This window comes from Nocardia sp. NPDC004573, from assembly GCF_053602135.1.
The window spans coordinates 1-14,198 of sequence record NZ_JBSGDA010000007.1 but is presented as its reverse complement, the minus strand read 5'-3'; the positions used below and the strand labels follow the sequence as shown (position 1 = coordinate 14,198).

The window sequence follows — 14,198 nt, the reverse complement described above, 5'->3', positions numbered from 1 at the left end:
ACATTCGTTGATCGACGTGCCCGAGGCCACTGCCGCGGGAGACGCCTCACCGACTCTGGCGCGGCAGCCGGACGACCTGGACGAAGAAGTCGTCGATCTGCTTGATCGCGGCGACGAACTGGTCGAGGTCGACCGGCTTGGTGACGTACGCGTTGGCGTGCAGGCGGTAGCTGCGCAGGATGTCCTCTTCGGCCGCGGAGGTGGTCAGCACGACCACCGGGATGTGCGCCAGGTCGGGATCGGCTTTGATCTTCTCCAGCACTTGCCTGCCGTCGTATTTGGGCAGATTGAGGTCGAGCAGAATCAGGTCCGGCCGGGGCGCGTCCGGGTGCCTGCCTTGGCGGTAGAGGAACTCGAGCGCCTCCTCGCCGTCCCTGGCGACGTGCAGGGTATTGCCGATCTTGTTGTCCTCGAATGCCTCTCGCGTCATCAGCTCGTCACCGGGGTCGTCTTCCACGAGCAGGATGTCGATGGGCCTGCCGGGGGTGGTCATGCGGGGGCTCCTTCATGGACGGGAATGTCAGCGGTGTGGGCGGTGCCGTCGGCTCCGGCGGCTCGCAGGGTGAAGCAGAAGCGGGTGCCCGAGGTGTAATCGGTGTCGATCCAGATCCGGCCGCCGTGATACTCCACGATTTTCTTGCAGAGGGCCAGCCCGATGCCGGTTCCGCTGTACTCCTCACGATTGTGCAGCCGCTGGAAGATGACGAACACCTTCTCGGCGAATTCGGGTGCGATCCCGATGCCGTTGTCGGAGACCGACAGCAACCAGCCATCGCCCTCCTCGGCCGGTTCGCAGGTGATCTCGATCTCCGGTGCCCGGTCGGGTGCGTGGAACTTGATGGCATTACCGATCAGGTTCTGCCACAACATCGTCAGCAGAGTCGGATCGCCGACGATCTCGGGCAACTCATCCGGGCGCAGGACGCGCGTGGTGGAGTCGTCGATCGCTGCGGAGAGGTTGGTCAGGGCCTTGTCCAGGGATTGGCCGAGGCCGGTGGGCTCGGTGCGATCGGTGATCCGGCCCACTCGGGAGAAGGTGAGCAGATCGTTGATGAGCCCCTGCATCCGCTTGGCGCCGTCTACGGCGAAGTCGATGTACTGCTTGCCGCGCTCGTCGAGTTTGTCGCCGTAGCGTTTCTCCAGCAGCTGGCAGAACGACGCCACCTTCCGCAACGGCTCCTGCAGATCGTGCGAGGCGACGTAGGCGAACTGCTCGAGCTCCGCGTTGGATCGGCGCAGTTCCACGGCCTGCAGGTCGAGATCGGTTTTCTGCGCGGCGAGAGCGGCTTCCTTGGCACGCGAGGAAGCCAGCTCGGCGACGATGCGTCTGCGCATGCTCTCCACCGCGTTCGCGACGGTCGCCAGGTCGGCCGGGCCGTGCGCGTCGATGTGGTGATCGAACTCGCCGCTCGCGACCCGCAGCGACGCGTCGGTCAAGTAGCCGAGGGGACGGGCGATCATGCGCCGGATCAACACGGTCAGCAGCACGCCGGTCAGCAGGAACGCGATGACCATCCCGGCCAGCACCGCGTCCCGAACCGCGCGGGTGTGCGCGAGTTCGTCCTCGTCGTCCACGATGGCCGCGGCGAGACTGGCGTTCTGGGTCTCGAAGCGGGCGCGGAGTTCGTCGAACAGGGGTTTGCCGCGGGCGGGGGATATGGGCTCGGCATCGGGGGGCGCCCCGGAAGCCATTGCCGCTACCAGCGGCTCGGCGTACTCGGTGCGCCACCGCTGCGCGGAATTCTCGACGGCGTCGAGCTCGTCCAGCAGCGACGGCCGGCCGGCCAGCAGCTCGCGCAGCCGGGCGACCGACTGCGCCTCGTCCCGCGCGCCGTCCTGGTAGGGCTGCAGGAACTGCCGATCTGCGGTGATGCGGTAGCCACGCAGGCCGGTCTCCTGGTTCACCAGGGCGCTCTGCAACCGGTACGCCTCGGTCGCCGCGGGCAGCGTTTTGTCCAGCAGCCGGTCGGCCACCCGGTTGGTCTGCGCGATCACCTGCGCGCCCGCCACGGTGCCGATGATCACCACCAGCACCATCGCGGCCAGCACCAGCTGAAACCAAGCCTGGGCGGTCAGCCGCGCACTCACCGGCGGCCGCCCGGTCTTCGTCGTCATCGGTTCCGGTCCTGTCCTCGCCCGTCGTCGTTCCATCCCAGATACAGGATGGCGACATCGTCGTCCAATCCACCTGATTCCCCCGCCAGCGCCTCGACGCGGCTGATCAGTTCGTCGACGAACCAGTCCGGATCGGCGGCGCGCACCGCGCGCGCGACCTCCACGAGCCCTTGTTCCCCGAGCCGTTCCTGATCCGTCCCGACTCGTCCCTCGAACAGGCCGTCGGTGAACACCATCAGCCCGGAGCCGAGCGGTAGGTCGACCTCCTCGGCGGGCCACTCGGCTCGACCGGGCAGGAAGCCGAGGGCGGGACCGCCGGGCACCTCGACCCAGTCCAGTCCGACGGCCGATCGCAGCAGCATCCCCGGGTGCCCGGCTCGCAACACCTGTGCGCGGCGCTCGCTCGGACGCAACACCAAACTGGTCACCGTCGCGAAGGTCTGCTTGCCGGTGCGTTCGGCGAGCAGGACTTCTTCGAGCAGCCGCAGTTGCCGTGCGCCGGTCACCCCGCTCAGGACCAGCGTGCGCCAGGCCAGGCGCAACGCCACGCCGGTCGCGGCCTCGTCGGGCCCGTGCCCGGACACGTCGCCGATGACGGCGTGCACCGTGCCGTCCGCGTCCTGTACCACGTCGTAGAAATCGCCCCCGAGCAGCGCGTGCGCCCGCCCGGGACGGTAGCGCGCCACCACGTCGACGACCTGCTTTCCGCGCAGCAGCGGGGTGGGCAACAGACCACGTTCCAGGCGGGCGTTCTCCTGCGCGCGCATATTGATCGCCTGCAAGGCCGCGCTGGTGCGCTCGGCTTGCTTGCGCTGAATCGCGTAGCGCACGGCGCGCCCGAACAACTCGGGTTCGACCCGGCCCTTGACCAGGTAGTCCTGCGCTCCCGCCGCGACCGCGGCCAAGCCGGTCTGCTCCTGGTCGAGCCCGGTCATCACCACGATCGCGACCTGTTCGGTGTGCCTGCGGATGCGTTCCACCGCCTCGAGCCCTTGGGCGTCGGGCAGATGCAGGTCGAGCAGTACGCAGTCGGGTTCGGCGGTGGCCAGATGCTCGGCGGCCTCGGCCAGCGACCGGACCCAGTGCAGTTGCAGACCGGGCGCGCCGTCGACGACCAATTCCTCCACCAGCAGCGCGTCTCCCGGATCGTCTTCGATCAGGAGCACCGAAGGCTGCTGCCACGGCCACTCCGCACCCACGATCAATTCGGGATCGTCGTCTGTCCCGTCACGCCGCACGAACACCACCGGTCGAGGGTCTACTTGTGGCAGGACGAATGACAGCACCATTGCCGTCGTCGGCGAACACCGACAACCCGGCCTCCGATCACCATGGGGCGGCACCAGCGCACGCCGACTGTCTCAGCGGCCGTTTGCTGGACCGAGAGGCAGCCAAGATCGTATCCGATTCTCCATCCGATCGAGACATGGCGGCGTCGACCTGCGCGAAGGCAGGGACCGCGGGGATGGTGCGGGAATCAGACCGTTGTGCCTGTCAACTCCGCGGCGTCCCGCTCGTCCCGGAGCACGCCGGGGCGGCGCGGGGAGCGGAGTTCCGCCAAGCTGCGTGCGACGACCGTGGCATGGACCGCGATGACGGCAAGGGAAGCCGAGCCGATCACAGCAAGAAGCACAACCACGACAGATACCGGTCCTTTCGGGTGCGAGCGGGCCGGTTGCCCGCTCGATCGGGTGCCGAGTTCGCGTCCGCCGGTCCCGGCGGGCGCGCGCTCCGCCTCCAACGTGCCCCGGGTGTTCCGGACCAAACCCACCGATTGCGGCGGCGCGAACGCTCGTGCGCTCACGCGAGGGCGACCTCGGCCGTCGCGCGGCCGAAGATCCTGCGTCCGTCGTGCTCGGCGATGATCGCGACGGTGGCGGTGCGCGTGTCCTCGTCCAGGTGTTTCACCCGGCCGGAGAATTCGATCCGGCCGCCGGTCGCGCCGACGTGGACGGGGTTGGTCAGGCGCACGTTGTAGGAGCGCAGAGCGGTGGGGTCGCCCGACCACGAGGTGAGCAAGTCCGCACTCAGCCCGATGGTGAACAGGCCCTGCGCGACGATGTTCTCCAGTCCCATCCGCGTGGCCGCCTCGGGGCTCCAATGGATGGGATTCGGGTCTCCCGCGACTCCGGCGTAGTTCACCAGATCGCCCAGGCTGACCGTGAGCGAATGCGGGGGAAGCTCTGCTCCGGGACGAACGGTGTCGAACCGGCGCCGCGCCTCCGGGCACGGCGGTGTGGTCGGCATCTCGCGGGCGGTTTCGTCACCGGCCCCGACGTAGCGCGGGTGCGCGGCGCGGCGCGGCGTGCGCTCGTCCGGGCGTGCGCCGTGCATCACGACCGCGTCGAACCACGTCGGCAGGGCCTCGTCGGCCCGCCCGACCAGGCTGGTCCGAGACGTGAGGACGGGCCGATCGTCCTGGTCCAGGATGGTCTGGCGCAAGCCGATGAGGTCGCCGCCGAACGCGTGCCGGAACGAGTCGAGGCACATCTCGAAGCCGATCCGGTCGCCGGCCAGCAACGGTCGGTGGAATTCGATCATCTGATCGGTCTGGATGGTCCGGCTCAGGTCGTAACCGGGCAGGATCGTGTCGAACACCTCGGCGTAGGCCAGGTACCCGGGCACCGCGCCGAAGGTCGGGGGAGCGAGCAGGCTGCCGTAGCCGAGTTCGGCCGCGGCGTCCTCCAGCCGGTGCGCCGGATGGCGGTTACGGACCGCACGGGCGTACTCCCGGATCTTCTCGCGCTCGACCACGTAGTGATCGCTGCTGCGATACCGGCGCCCGACCATCGAGGCGGGAACCGCGGCATCGGTCGTGTCGCCAGCACCGGATGTGGCAGGGATTCTGGACATCGCGGGGGAATCTACCCAACGCGGGCCGGATTTCCGGTCAGCCCGCATCGCACGCCGTTTCGCGCCGATGACCTCCGCGGACGTCAGTCGCGCCGCCCGCCCGCCGTGGCGGCTCAGCAGAGATTCCGCTCGGCGGCCACCACCACGGCCGCGGCTTCGTCCACCATTTGGTGCGCGCTCACCTGCACCACGATGTCGGCCTCGGACGTTCCGGCCGCCAGCTCCCGGCACACCGCATACCCCACCTCGAGCAGCGCCGCGCCCTCGCCCTCGCCCGCGGTCCGCACTCCCAGCCGCTGTAGGTCGGCGAGGAACCCCCAGTCGCGCCACGCGGCGCGTGCGCCCGCGCTTCGGTGACGATGCACACCGCCGCGGCGGCGGAGACGACCAACGCGCAGACGATCAGCACCCCGCAGAGCGCGAACTTCATTTCGTTTCCCATCGAAAGAATGCGGCGTCGGACGGAGTTCGGCATGCGACAGCCGACGCAGCCCAGCCTCCCCTCCGGCGGCGTACCAACGAACGGCTTCCAGGTCGTCGGCGCACCGGTGTTCCGCTGGATGTAGTCGTCGACCTGGTTGCGTCGTTCCCGCCGCAGCAGTTTGAGCAGTGGACCTCGGGGAAGCCGATCGACAAGGCCGACGGATGGGCGTCGACATTCGGTTCGCCGGATCGCGTCCTGTGCAAGCAGGCCGGCTCGGTTGCCGAGCGGCAATTGTCGTCCCGCCGACGTGCGGCAGGAGCCGGTCGTCGAGCGTGGGGACTCCCCGCGCGACACTCGCAGTCGCTGCTCGTCCCGACGGTGTCGTCGCCGGCTTTCGCCCGCGGCTCGGAGGAGAGGAGAGAGATGTCCGTTCCGAACTACACCACCGATGATGCCGGGATACCCGTTCCCAGCGACGAGCATTCGCTGACCGTCGGACCGGACGGGCCGATCCTGCTCCAGGATTGGTACCTGATCGAGAAGATGGCGGCGTTCAACCGGGAACGGGTGCCCGAGCGCCAGCCGCACGCGAAGGGCGGCGGTGCGTTCGGTGTCTTCGAGGTCACCCACGACGTGAGCGCCTACACCATGGCCGACGTGTTCCAACCGGGGAAGAAGACGGAGATGCTGGCCCGCTTCTCCACGGTCGCGGGCGAGCGCGGCAGCCCGGACACCTGGCGGGACCCGCGCGGGTTCGCGCTGAAGTTCTATACCGAGCAGGGCAACTTCGACATGGTCGCCAACAACACACCGATCTTCTTCGTTCGCGACCCGATGAAATTCCAGGACTTCATCCGCTCCCAGAAGCGCCGCGCCGACAACAATCTGCGCGACCACGACATGCAATGGGATTTCTGGACGTTGTCTCCCGAATCCGCGCACCAGGTGACCTGGCTGATGGGTGATCGCGGCATCCCACGCACGTGGCGGCACATGAACGGCTACTCCAGCCACACCTATATGTGGGTGAATGCCTCCGGGGAACGGTTCTGGGTCAAGTACCACTTCAAGACCGATCAAGGCATCGAGTTCTTCACCCAGGACGAAGGCGATCAGATGGCGGCCATGGACACCGACTATCACACCCGTGATCTGTGGGAGTCCATCGAAGGAGGAAATTTCCCCAGCTGGACGTTGAAGATGCAGATCATGCCGTTCGACGAGGCGAAGAACTACCGGTTCAACCCCTTCGACCTCACCAAGGTGTGGCCGCACGGCGACTACCCGCTGATCGACGTCGGCACGATGACTCTCGACCGCAATCCGGCGGACTACCACACCGAGATCGAACAGGCGGCTTTCGAACCGAGCAATTCGGTGCCGGGTACCGGTCCCAGCCCGGACAAGATGCTGATGGCGCGCTGGTTCTCCTATCCCGACGCGCACCGCTACCGGATCGGCGCGAACTACAAAGAAGTACCGGTCAATACGCCGCATGCCACGACTGTCCGGTCCTACAGCAAGGACGGCGCGCTGCGTCACCACAACCCGGGTGACCCGGTCTACGTGCCGAACTCGAAGGGCGGCCCGCATGCCGATCCCGCCGCCGCGGGTCCGCCCGCGACCTGGCACACCGACGGCGAGTTGGTGCGCTCGGCCTACACGCTGCACCGGGACGACGACGATTGGGGGCAAGCGGGAACCATGGTCCGTGACGTGCTCGACGATGCGGCGCGCCAGCGGCTGGTGGACAACATCGTGCGACACCTGCTGAACGGCGTCTCCGCGCCGGTGCTGGAGCGGGCATTCCAGTACTGGCGCAACGTCGACAAGCATCTCGGCGACCGGGTGGAGGCGGGGGTACGCGCGAAGCAGGATGAACGCGACCCGAAGGCGGCAGGCCAGGCCAATCCGGCGCGCTCGTCGGCGCAGGTCAAGGCCTGACGGTAGGCGCGGAGCGGCCGGTGACGTCGGCCGCTCCTGCGCGCCGACCCGTGGTTATGTTTTCGTAATACAGCTTTCGTGTGTCCCGCGCGGGCTCTTCGATGGAATGCGGAAGCATGAGGCTCGGATCCAGTGGACCGTAAGCACCGTGGTGTTTCGATCAATTCGAGGCTCGGTGACGCCTGATGGGTCGTACCGGGCCGGGCGACACAGATCGGGAGGACCGGCTCATGTCGTTCGAGACCGTAATTCGACCGGACCGACGCTCGTGGCATAAATCCTGGCCGGCTGTGGCGTCGGGCGCTGTGGCCGTCGCCGCGGTCTTCGCTGCCGCACCCGCGACGGCGCAGCCCGTACTCTGCAGCGGCCCCGATGTCCCGGTGGAGGTCCCCATTCCCGGTGGATTCCAAGGTTTCCCCGAGATCCTGCGATTCGCCCCGCCCGCGCCTCCGGTTCCGCAGATGCCGCTCGGCAGAGCGGTGCCGCACCGTGGCGCTTCGGCGGTTCGGACGGCATAGGGCCCGGCACCGCGCGAAGCGCCTAGCTCGGCTCCATGTGCTCGTGTCGAGTCGCCGACGCGCGGGCGATCACTTCCCGTATCGCCGCCATCGGTGCCGGTGCGCGGCGCGGCGCGGGTGCACTGCTCTTCGGCAGGGCGCGCAGCACCATCCCGATACCGCAGCCGGCCACGATGGCGAACGCCGCCCATCCCGAACCCGAGAGGACCGTGACCGGACCCCAGTCGGGGAGCCGATGCGGTGAGACCATCGTCCAGTCGAACGATTCGGTCCGAATCGGTGCCACGGTCGAGGGCCGCCACAGGATGGCGATGGCCAGAATGCTGCCCGCCGTTCTGGGCTGGATGTAGGACGCGCAGTAACCCGCTACCACGGCGAGGGCGGCAGTGCCGAGATTGCGCACCCCACCGGGCGGAACCAGGGCCGCGAACAGCGCCACGGCGGTGAGCAACCCGGCGCCGATCAGCGGATCAGACAGCCGATTTCCGCCGAGGTAGCCCAACAGGATCAACCCCAGCAGCAGGGGCACACTCCACGCGGGTCGTGGTCCGCTGCCCACCGCGCTGCCGGTGGCGCTGAGCCCGACCGCCAGATAGATCATGATCCCGTCCCGGCGTGGGAGCAGCCATGCGGCGGCGGTCGTGGCCAGCAGGGTGCACAGCGCCGTCACGACGAGTTCGACGCTGCCGTCGCCGTGGCGGAAGCGCCACTCCGCGACGGCCAACTCGGTCATCACGAGCACGATCGCGGCGATGACGGGGCTCAGCGGCAACTCCGGATAGATCGGCTCCGGGGTGAAGCGCTGCCGGGTGAGCACCTGGCAGGCCAGGATCAGTACGGCCACCGCGGCGAGCAACCACAGGGGCGGCGATCCGAACACCGACCACACGTGCGGTTCGGACGTCGCCCGATGCGGGTTGCCGAGCAGTCCCGACGCCTGCGAGAGCGTGATGACCACGAAACCCCCGACACCACCCAGCACGAACCCCGTTCCCGGTCCGCGGCGGCCGAGTACGGCCACGCCCGTCGCGCCGAACAGGATCCCGCTGCCGATCGCATCGAGGTAAGCGGTAGTCGTGAGGATGTCGGGGGAGGCGCTGTTCGCTTCGACGGTGTGCGTGACCAACAGCACCAAGGTCGCCGTGAGCGCGATCCACCACGCGGTGCGCGCCCGCGCGAGGCTGACCGCGACCACCGCGGTGACCGCCGCGACCAGCACACCGATCGCCGCCTCGCGCGGCACGCTGAGCACCAGCCGGTTGACCTGATAGGGCGTGCAATGGCAGGTGCGACCGAAGCTGAGCGGCACGACCAGAAGCAACCCCGCCACCGCGGTAGCCAGGAACGCCGTGACACCTTCGAGCAGCTCACTCCGCCGCAACACTCCACTGGCGTACCCAGCGAGACCGAACCCAACATCACCACGCGACTCCCCCGGAAACCGGTATCAGCAGCACCTGGATACCTCTGGCACGGTACGGGAGGATCTCAGGATGACCGATGTCGTCGATGTTCAGGCGGTCCGCAAAGCCCGGCGCGCCGAGCTGGGAGCCTTCCTCAAGTCCCGGCGCGCCCGGATCGCGCCCCAAGACGTGGGACTACCGCCGGGCCCACGCAGACGCACCCCGGGCCTGCGCCGGGAAGAGGTCGCGCAACTGGCCGGAATCGGAATCACTTGGTACACGTGCGTGCAGTGCAGTTAGGGGTATCTATTGCTTAGCCTGGGGTTATGCCTCTGAGTCCGAAGGATTTCCCTGGTTTGGCGGCCGTCATCCAGGCCCGTGTGTCGAAGGTGGGGAAGCATAAGAACGAGCGTTCCCCGAAGGAGCAGATCGCGTGGGGGCGGGGGGAGTGTGCCCAGTTCGGGTGGTCGGTGTGCAAGGTGATTGATGAGGGTGCGGTGGGGGCGACGCGTCATGCGCGTAAGGATCGTCCGGGTCGTGAGGTGCTGCGTCAGGAGTTGGCGGCGATAGCTGGCCGGGTGAAGCGGGGTGAGGTGCCTGGGGGTGTGTTGGTCAACTGGTCCTCGTCGCGGGCCAACCGGAAGGTCGGCGACATGGCCGAGCTGCGTGAGTTGTGTGCGGAGTTCAGGGTGTACTGGTACTACGGCGGCGTGCTCTATGACATGAACGATCCCGACGATCGCAAGCGGGTCGCTCAGGACGCGGTCGAGGACGAGCACGCGCCGGAACGAAACCGGTTGGACTCGATGCGGGCTCTGGCGCAGAATTTCGCTGAGGGTAAGCCGCATGGCCCGGAGGCGTTCGGCTTTCAGATCGTCTATCAACGAGGCCGTGCGGTGCGACGGGTGCCGTGTCCTCAGAACGGTCCGGTCTTTCGTGAGATGGTCCGGCGTGCGCTGGACATGGAGCCGACGTACCAGATCGGACGTTGGCTGACGAGGGAGGGCGTGCCGGTTCCGAGCCATGACAAGTCTTTCCCGTGCAACCGGTGCTCGGTGAAGGACGGCCGTCGGGTGGTGCGGAAGGTCGATAGGCGATCGTGCCCGTGCCCGAAAACGTGGCGAACGCAATGGGATAGCAACATGGTCAAGCGCGTGCTGTTGAGCGAAGCGGCGGCAGGGCTGCGCGTTCATGTCGATGAGAACGGCGAGCGCTTGACGATCAAGGCTGCTTGGGAAGGCCTGATCTCGGTCGAGGAGCATGAGCGATTGAAGATGATCCTCAATGATCCTCGCCGGGGGACTTCTAACGGGAGTGCGCCGAAGTGGTTGCTGTCGGGGCTTTTGCGGTGTTGGAAGTGCGATGGGCCGGTTGTGTCGCGGCGCAAGTGGGGTCCGGAGACTCGCTACTACGTGTGCAAGAAGAACAGCTGCGTTGGCCGCAAGGCGAAGTTGGTCGATGCTCTGGTCGAAGAGGTGGTCCTGCGGCGGCTGGAGGATCCCGCACTGCTCGGTGCTCTGGCTCGCACGGACGAGGACGCGGTGGCTGCGTTGGCGGAGGCACGTGAACTGCGTGTCTCGTATGAGAAGTGGTTGAACGATGCTATTGACGCGGACCTGTCGCCAGCGGAAATCGCTGTCTATAAAGCGAGGAAGGCGCCGCTGATCGAGGCGGCGGAGCGGAGAGCCCAAGCGGCTCTGCCCATGCCGCACGTCGCTGCCGCGGCAGGCCCGGATGCGCGGGCGAAGTGGCGCGATCCGGAGCTGACCCCGTTGGAAGCGAAGCGCGACATCATCCGGTCGCTGGTGCGGGTGACGATTCTGTCCGCCGCGGGAAAACGACGCGGGTTCGGTGTGGGCGCTGGCGTGGACACTATCGAGATCGAGCCACTTGTCTCGTGACGCGGTCGTGGATTCCCACTCAGGCTCCCGGTGCGGCGACCCTCGCCGCACCGACCGGGCCACGTATCGATCCAGTTAGTGAACGTGACCGAGGCAAAGCCGCTAGGCCTGCTCGGTCTCAGGAGAGTCCTCACCTATGCCGACACCGGGTCTGGCGGCCGTTGGCCGGTGGCGGCCGAAACTAGTACTGACAATAACTGGATACCTGTGGCATGGTGCGGAAGGATCAGGGGATGACCGATGTAGTCGACGTCCGGGCAGTGCGGAAGGCCCGACGCGCGGAATTGGGTGCCTTTCTCAAATCCCGGCGAGCACGTATCTCGCCAGAGGACGTTGGGATTCCGACAGGAACACGTCGGCGAACTCCCGGATTGCGCCGCGAAGAAGTCGCCCAATTATCCGGAATTGGAATAACTTGGTACACTTGGCTTGAACAAGGTCGCGAAATCAACGTTAGTGTGCAGGTTCTGAATTCGGTGGCGCGGACGTTGTCGTTGGATGCGGCGGAGAAGGCGCATTTGTATCGGTTGGCGGATGTGCCGACGGTGCCTTCGGTGGATTCGGGGTCGGCGTTGCCGGAGGAGTTGCAGGTGATTTTGGATCATTTGGAGCCGTTGCCGGGTGTGGTGTTGAGTGCGAGGTATGACGTGTTGGCGCACAACTCTTCGTATGAGGCGTTGTGCCCGGGGTTTCTGGCGGGGGAGCGGAATGTGGCGCGTCGGGTGTTTTTGACTCCGGAGTGCTGTAACGCGTATCGGCATAATTGGGATGATTTGCGGCGGATGGTGGGGTATTTGCGTGGGGCGTATGCGAAGAATCTTGGTGATCCGGGGTGGGAGGAGTTCATTGCGGAGTTGTGTGGGGAGAGTGAGAGTTTCGCGTCGTTGTGGGCGTTGAATGATGTGGCGGTGCCGGTGAGTCGGACGAAGGCGGTGCGGAATTTGGCGGTGGGGGAGTTGGAGATGTTTTTGACGAGTATGTCGTTGCCGTCGGTGCCGAATGCGTGGATGCAGGTGTATACCCCGGTTGATGAGGTGGCGTGGGGGAAGTTGCGGGCGTTGTTGGCGATGAGTCCGGAGGAGCGGGCGCGTCCGTGGGCGGAGCATCGGGAGATGTATCACGCTGCGGCGGGGTGAGGGCCAGGGTTGATTCGGTGAGGTGAACAATGATTGTGGCGCGGGGGTGCACCCGGATGCATGCTCGCCGAGGACGGCGCCCAGGTGCGCCCCCGTCGTCTTCGTGTATGGAGTCAGGGGCAAGTGCGGTGGGGTTGTCGCTCGGTCGCCGGAATCTAGGTTTCTGGCTCGTCGGTGTGGTCTGTGGCGTAGCCGCCTTGCCACCATCGGCGCAGCACGGCGAGTTGACGCTCGGAGAGGGGACCGGAAAGCCGTTGGTGGACCTCGTTGATGTACGCGAGTTCCTCGTCGGTCCATTCCCGCGAGTGACCATTGTTCTCATCCATGTCAGGCCGCCTGTGGGAGCTGCTGGTGAGAGGCCTGGGCCGCGGGAAAAGGGCGGAGCGTGCACGCGACTTGTGGTGGAACGGTCGAGGCGGATGCTGGGAAGTCTCCAGCTACCGGGATGCGGGTATGGAACAGCATGGAGTCACCTCTGTCGTGACGTCTGCTGATTCTCCCGACATCGATTGAAGCGCACATGCGCCTCTTGCGCTAGTGGCGTGGTCAAGTGAATGTGCGAGTCCGGATCGGTGAGCCGGCCCGACCGGTCATTTGCCAGCTGCTTCCACTGGGTGAGTGTGATGGCGTACGCGCCGATGAATGGTTCTACTCGCTGGCGTACCTGCTGACGGAACGGTGCGGTGGTCCGAATGTTGTGCCGCGCCCAACGGTTCACGCCGTCCAGATTGGTCACATCAGCACGGCCGCGTGCGTCGCCGGTGGAGTCACCCGGTTCAACGCGCCGGAGCCCAGCGGACTCTTCGGGTCGATCGAGTTGGGTGAGGCAACGACGGCGCAGGGGGAGACTATCGGTGGTGATGGGGTAGTTGCTCATCGCCCGTTCTGTTGGGGGATTGGGCGGCGACGGGTGCGGCGAGTTGCTGTGCGGCGGAGTTGCTCTGCTGACTGTGGCGGGATTGCGGGAACGGCCGTAGTGGTGGCTGGGGGGCTGGTCGCTTCTATAGCTGCGGCGATGTCGCTCGTGGTGAGGAACCAGGTGCGGCCCGCCTTCCGTCCCGGAATCGGCCTGTCCTGAGCTGCTGGAGATATCAGCGTTGTGACTTGCCCACTGCGTGCGCACCGACGGACACCGGGTATGTCGCCTCGTGCGGAGCGCCGGGCGCGAGGGGGTCGAACTCAGGTATCGGTGTGTTCGATTCGCCGCTCACCTTCGACCTTTGGGTTGTTCGGGCAGCCATCGAGATGCCGACCATGCACGGGCTGAGGCTGAAGATCTGCTCTGATTCTAAGTGCGCGTTCTGTCGACCTACCTGAATCGGCTGCTCGCAGCGGGCCGTAGACGACCGCCGCCAGTGCGATGCGCCGCAGATTCACCATGTGCGTACTCAGATATGCGCATCTATCAATGAAGCAACCCAGCGTGAACTCGCAGCAGAAGCGGTGCTCGATGCGCTCGCTTCCGATCGGCTGAGTGTCGGTAGTCGAGGTGAGCCACGGAGCGGTCTGCGCATGTGGCCGTTGCTCCGCCGGTATCTCAAACTCTGCGTCGGGCCGAGCTGTCCCATGCTCTTGCATCCCTGCTCCGAGCCGGAACTTCGGACGCTGCGACGCTGACGGGGGAGATCCTCAGCACCTTTGCGTGGGGGGTGGTGATGATTTCGGCTTTGGTCGAAGGTCTGGTGACGGCGTCACCAGAAATGTGCAGGTTCGGGTATCGGAAGGTCCCCGAGCGTCGTGAAATGTATTTTGGACGGTCGATGATTCGACATCTCGAGGCTGTGATCAGCAGTTTCAGCGACTAGTGCACCTAAGACCGTGTCTCACGTCGTTTTGACTGGTTGTCGGTGGGTAGCGATGGACTGTGATCGGTTGTGGTGCATGATGTTCGGCCGTGTCGGACA

At 66.4% G+C, this 14,198-nt stretch carries 12 protein-coding genes and 1 pseudogene; 4 read left to right on the top strand and 9 right to left on the bottom strand.

The genetic code is table 11. From position 1 onward, the window contains the following. Positions 1–46: 46 nt before the first annotated feature. The 6 genes from ACWEKR_RS13415 to ACWEKR_RS13390 all read right to left on the bottom strand — a co-directional run bounded on the left by ACWEKR_RS13415 (position 47) and on the right by ACWEKR_RS13390 (position 5,333). Positions 47–493, bottom strand: coding sequence for a response regulator (locus ACWEKR_RS13415; protein WP_195090540.1), 447 nt, complete (start codon positions 491–493; stop codon positions 47–49). Beyond that, positions 490–2,115, bottom strand: coding sequence for a sensor histidine kinase (locus ACWEKR_RS13410; RefSeq protein ID WP_452354708.1), 1,626 nt, complete (start codon positions 2,113–2,115; stop codon positions 490–492). Before ACWEKR_RS13410 ends, ACWEKR_RS13415 begins: the two co-directional genes overlap by 4 nt. After that, positions 2,112–3,353, bottom strand: a complete 1,242-nt coding sequence (locus tag ACWEKR_RS13405) for a PP2C family protein-serine/threonine phosphatase (protein ID WP_452354909.1) — start codon at positions 3,351–3,353, stop codon at positions 2,112–2,114. Before ACWEKR_RS13405 ends, ACWEKR_RS13410 begins: the two co-directional genes overlap by 4 nt. Positions 3,354–3,592: 239 nt before the next feature. Further along, positions 3,593–3,919 (bottom strand): hypothetical protein, encoded by a 327-nt coding sequence (locus ACWEKR_RS13400; RefSeq protein ID WP_452354707.1) that lies wholly within the window; start codon positions 3,917–3,919, stop codon positions 3,593–3,595. Next, on the bottom strand, positions 3,916–4,968 hold the full coding sequence (locus ACWEKR_RS13395; RefSeq protein WP_452354706.1) for a fused (3R)-hydroxyacyl-ACP dehydratase subunits HadA/HadB: 1,053 nt from the start codon (positions 4,966–4,968) through the stop codon (positions 3,916–3,918). Before ACWEKR_RS13395 ends, ACWEKR_RS13400 begins: the two co-directional genes overlap by 4 nt. A gap of 113 nt (positions 4,969–5,081) precedes the next feature. Further along, on the bottom strand, positions 5,082–5,333 hold the full coding sequence (locus ACWEKR_RS13390) for a DUF732 domain-containing protein (RefSeq protein WP_452354705.1): 252 nt from the start codon (positions 5,331–5,333) through the stop codon (positions 5,082–5,084). Positions 5,334–5,815: 482 nt separating this feature from the next. On the opposite strand from ACWEKR_RS13390, the gene ACWEKR_RS13385 reads away from it, so the two are divergent. Further along, on the top strand, positions 5,816–7,336 hold the full coding sequence (locus ACWEKR_RS13385; RefSeq protein ID WP_452354704.1) for a catalase: 1,521 nt from the start codon (positions 5,816–5,818) through the stop codon (positions 7,334–7,336). Between the two features lie 540 nt (positions 7,337–7,876). Here ACWEKR_RS13385 and ACWEKR_RS13380 read toward each other — a convergent pair. Beyond that, positions 7,877–9,238, bottom strand: a complete 1,362-nt coding sequence (locus tag ACWEKR_RS13380; protein WP_452354703.1) for a hypothetical protein — start codon at positions 9,236–9,238, stop codon at positions 7,877–7,879. Positions 9,239–9,347: 109 nt separating this feature from the next. Between ACWEKR_RS13380 and ACWEKR_RS13375 the strand changes: the two are divergent. The 3 genes and pseudogenes from ACWEKR_RS13375 to ACWEKR_RS13365 all read left to right on the top strand — a co-directional run. Further along, positions 9,348–9,539 (top strand): annotated as a pseudogene (locus ACWEKR_RS13375) (transcriptional regulator); the annotation flags it as partial. Positions 9,540–9,583: 44 nt separating this feature from the next. After that, positions 9,584–11,158 (top strand): recombinase family protein, encoded by a 1,575-nt coding sequence (locus ACWEKR_RS13370; protein ID WP_452354702.1) that lies wholly within the window; start codon positions 9,584–9,586, stop codon positions 11,156–11,158. 233 nt (positions 11,159–11,391) lie between these two features. Then, the gene (locus tag ACWEKR_RS13365) at positions 11,392–12,294 is read left to right on the top strand and encodes a helix-turn-helix transcriptional regulator (protein ID WP_452354701.1); all 903 of its coding nucleotides are present in this window, start codon (positions 11,392–11,394) and stop codon (positions 12,292–12,294) included. A 155-nt stretch (positions 12,295–12,449) separates the two neighbouring features. Here ACWEKR_RS13365 and ACWEKR_RS13360 read toward each other — a convergent pair whose 3' ends face one another. Both ACWEKR_RS13360 and ACWEKR_RS13355 read right to left on the bottom strand, forming a co-directional pair. Next, positions 12,450–12,620 (bottom strand): hypothetical protein, encoded by a 171-nt coding sequence (locus ACWEKR_RS13360; protein WP_452354700.1) that lies wholly within the window; start codon positions 12,618–12,620, stop codon positions 12,450–12,452. Between the two features lie 143 nt (positions 12,621–12,763). After that, positions 12,764–13,171, bottom strand: coding sequence for a hypothetical protein (locus tag ACWEKR_RS13355; RefSeq protein ID WP_452354699.1), 408 nt, complete (start codon positions 13,169–13,171; stop codon positions 12,764–12,766). Positions 13,172–14,198 lie beyond the last annotated feature (1,027 nt).

Excerpts from the sequence above, each read along its gene's own strand:
- ACWEKR_RS13415 (WP_195090540.1), bottom strand. The coding sequence starts at position 493 with ATGACCACCCCCGGCAGGCCCATCGACATCCTGCTCGTGGAAGACGAC.
- ACWEKR_RS13410 (WP_452354708.1), bottom strand. The coding sequence starts at position 2,115 with ATGACGACGAAGACCGGGCGGCCGCCGGTGAGTGCGCGGCTGACCGCC.
- ACWEKR_RS13395 (WP_452354706.1), bottom strand. The coding sequence starts at position 4,968 with ATGTCCAGAATCCCTGCCACATCCGGTGCTGGCGACACGACCGATGCC.
- ACWEKR_RS13385 (WP_452354704.1), top strand. The coding sequence starts at position 5,816 with ATGTCCGTTCCGAACTACACCACCGATGATGCCGGGATACCCGTTCCC.
- ACWEKR_RS13370 (WP_452354702.1), top strand. The coding sequence starts at position 9,584 with ATGCCTCTGAGTCCGAAGGATTTCCCTGGTTTGGCGGCCGTCATCCAG.
- ACWEKR_RS13365 (WP_452354701.1), top strand. The coding sequence starts at position 11,392 with ATGACCGATGTAGTCGACGTCCGGGCAGTGCGGAAGGCCCGACGCGCG.
- ACWEKR_RS13360 (WP_452354700.1), bottom strand. The coding sequence starts at position 12,620 with ATGGATGAGAACAATGGTCACTCGCGGGAATGGACCGACGAGGAACTC.
- ACWEKR_RS13355 (WP_452354699.1), bottom strand. The coding sequence starts at position 13,171 with ATGAGCAACTACCCCATCACCACCGATAGTCTCCCCCTGCGCCGTCGT.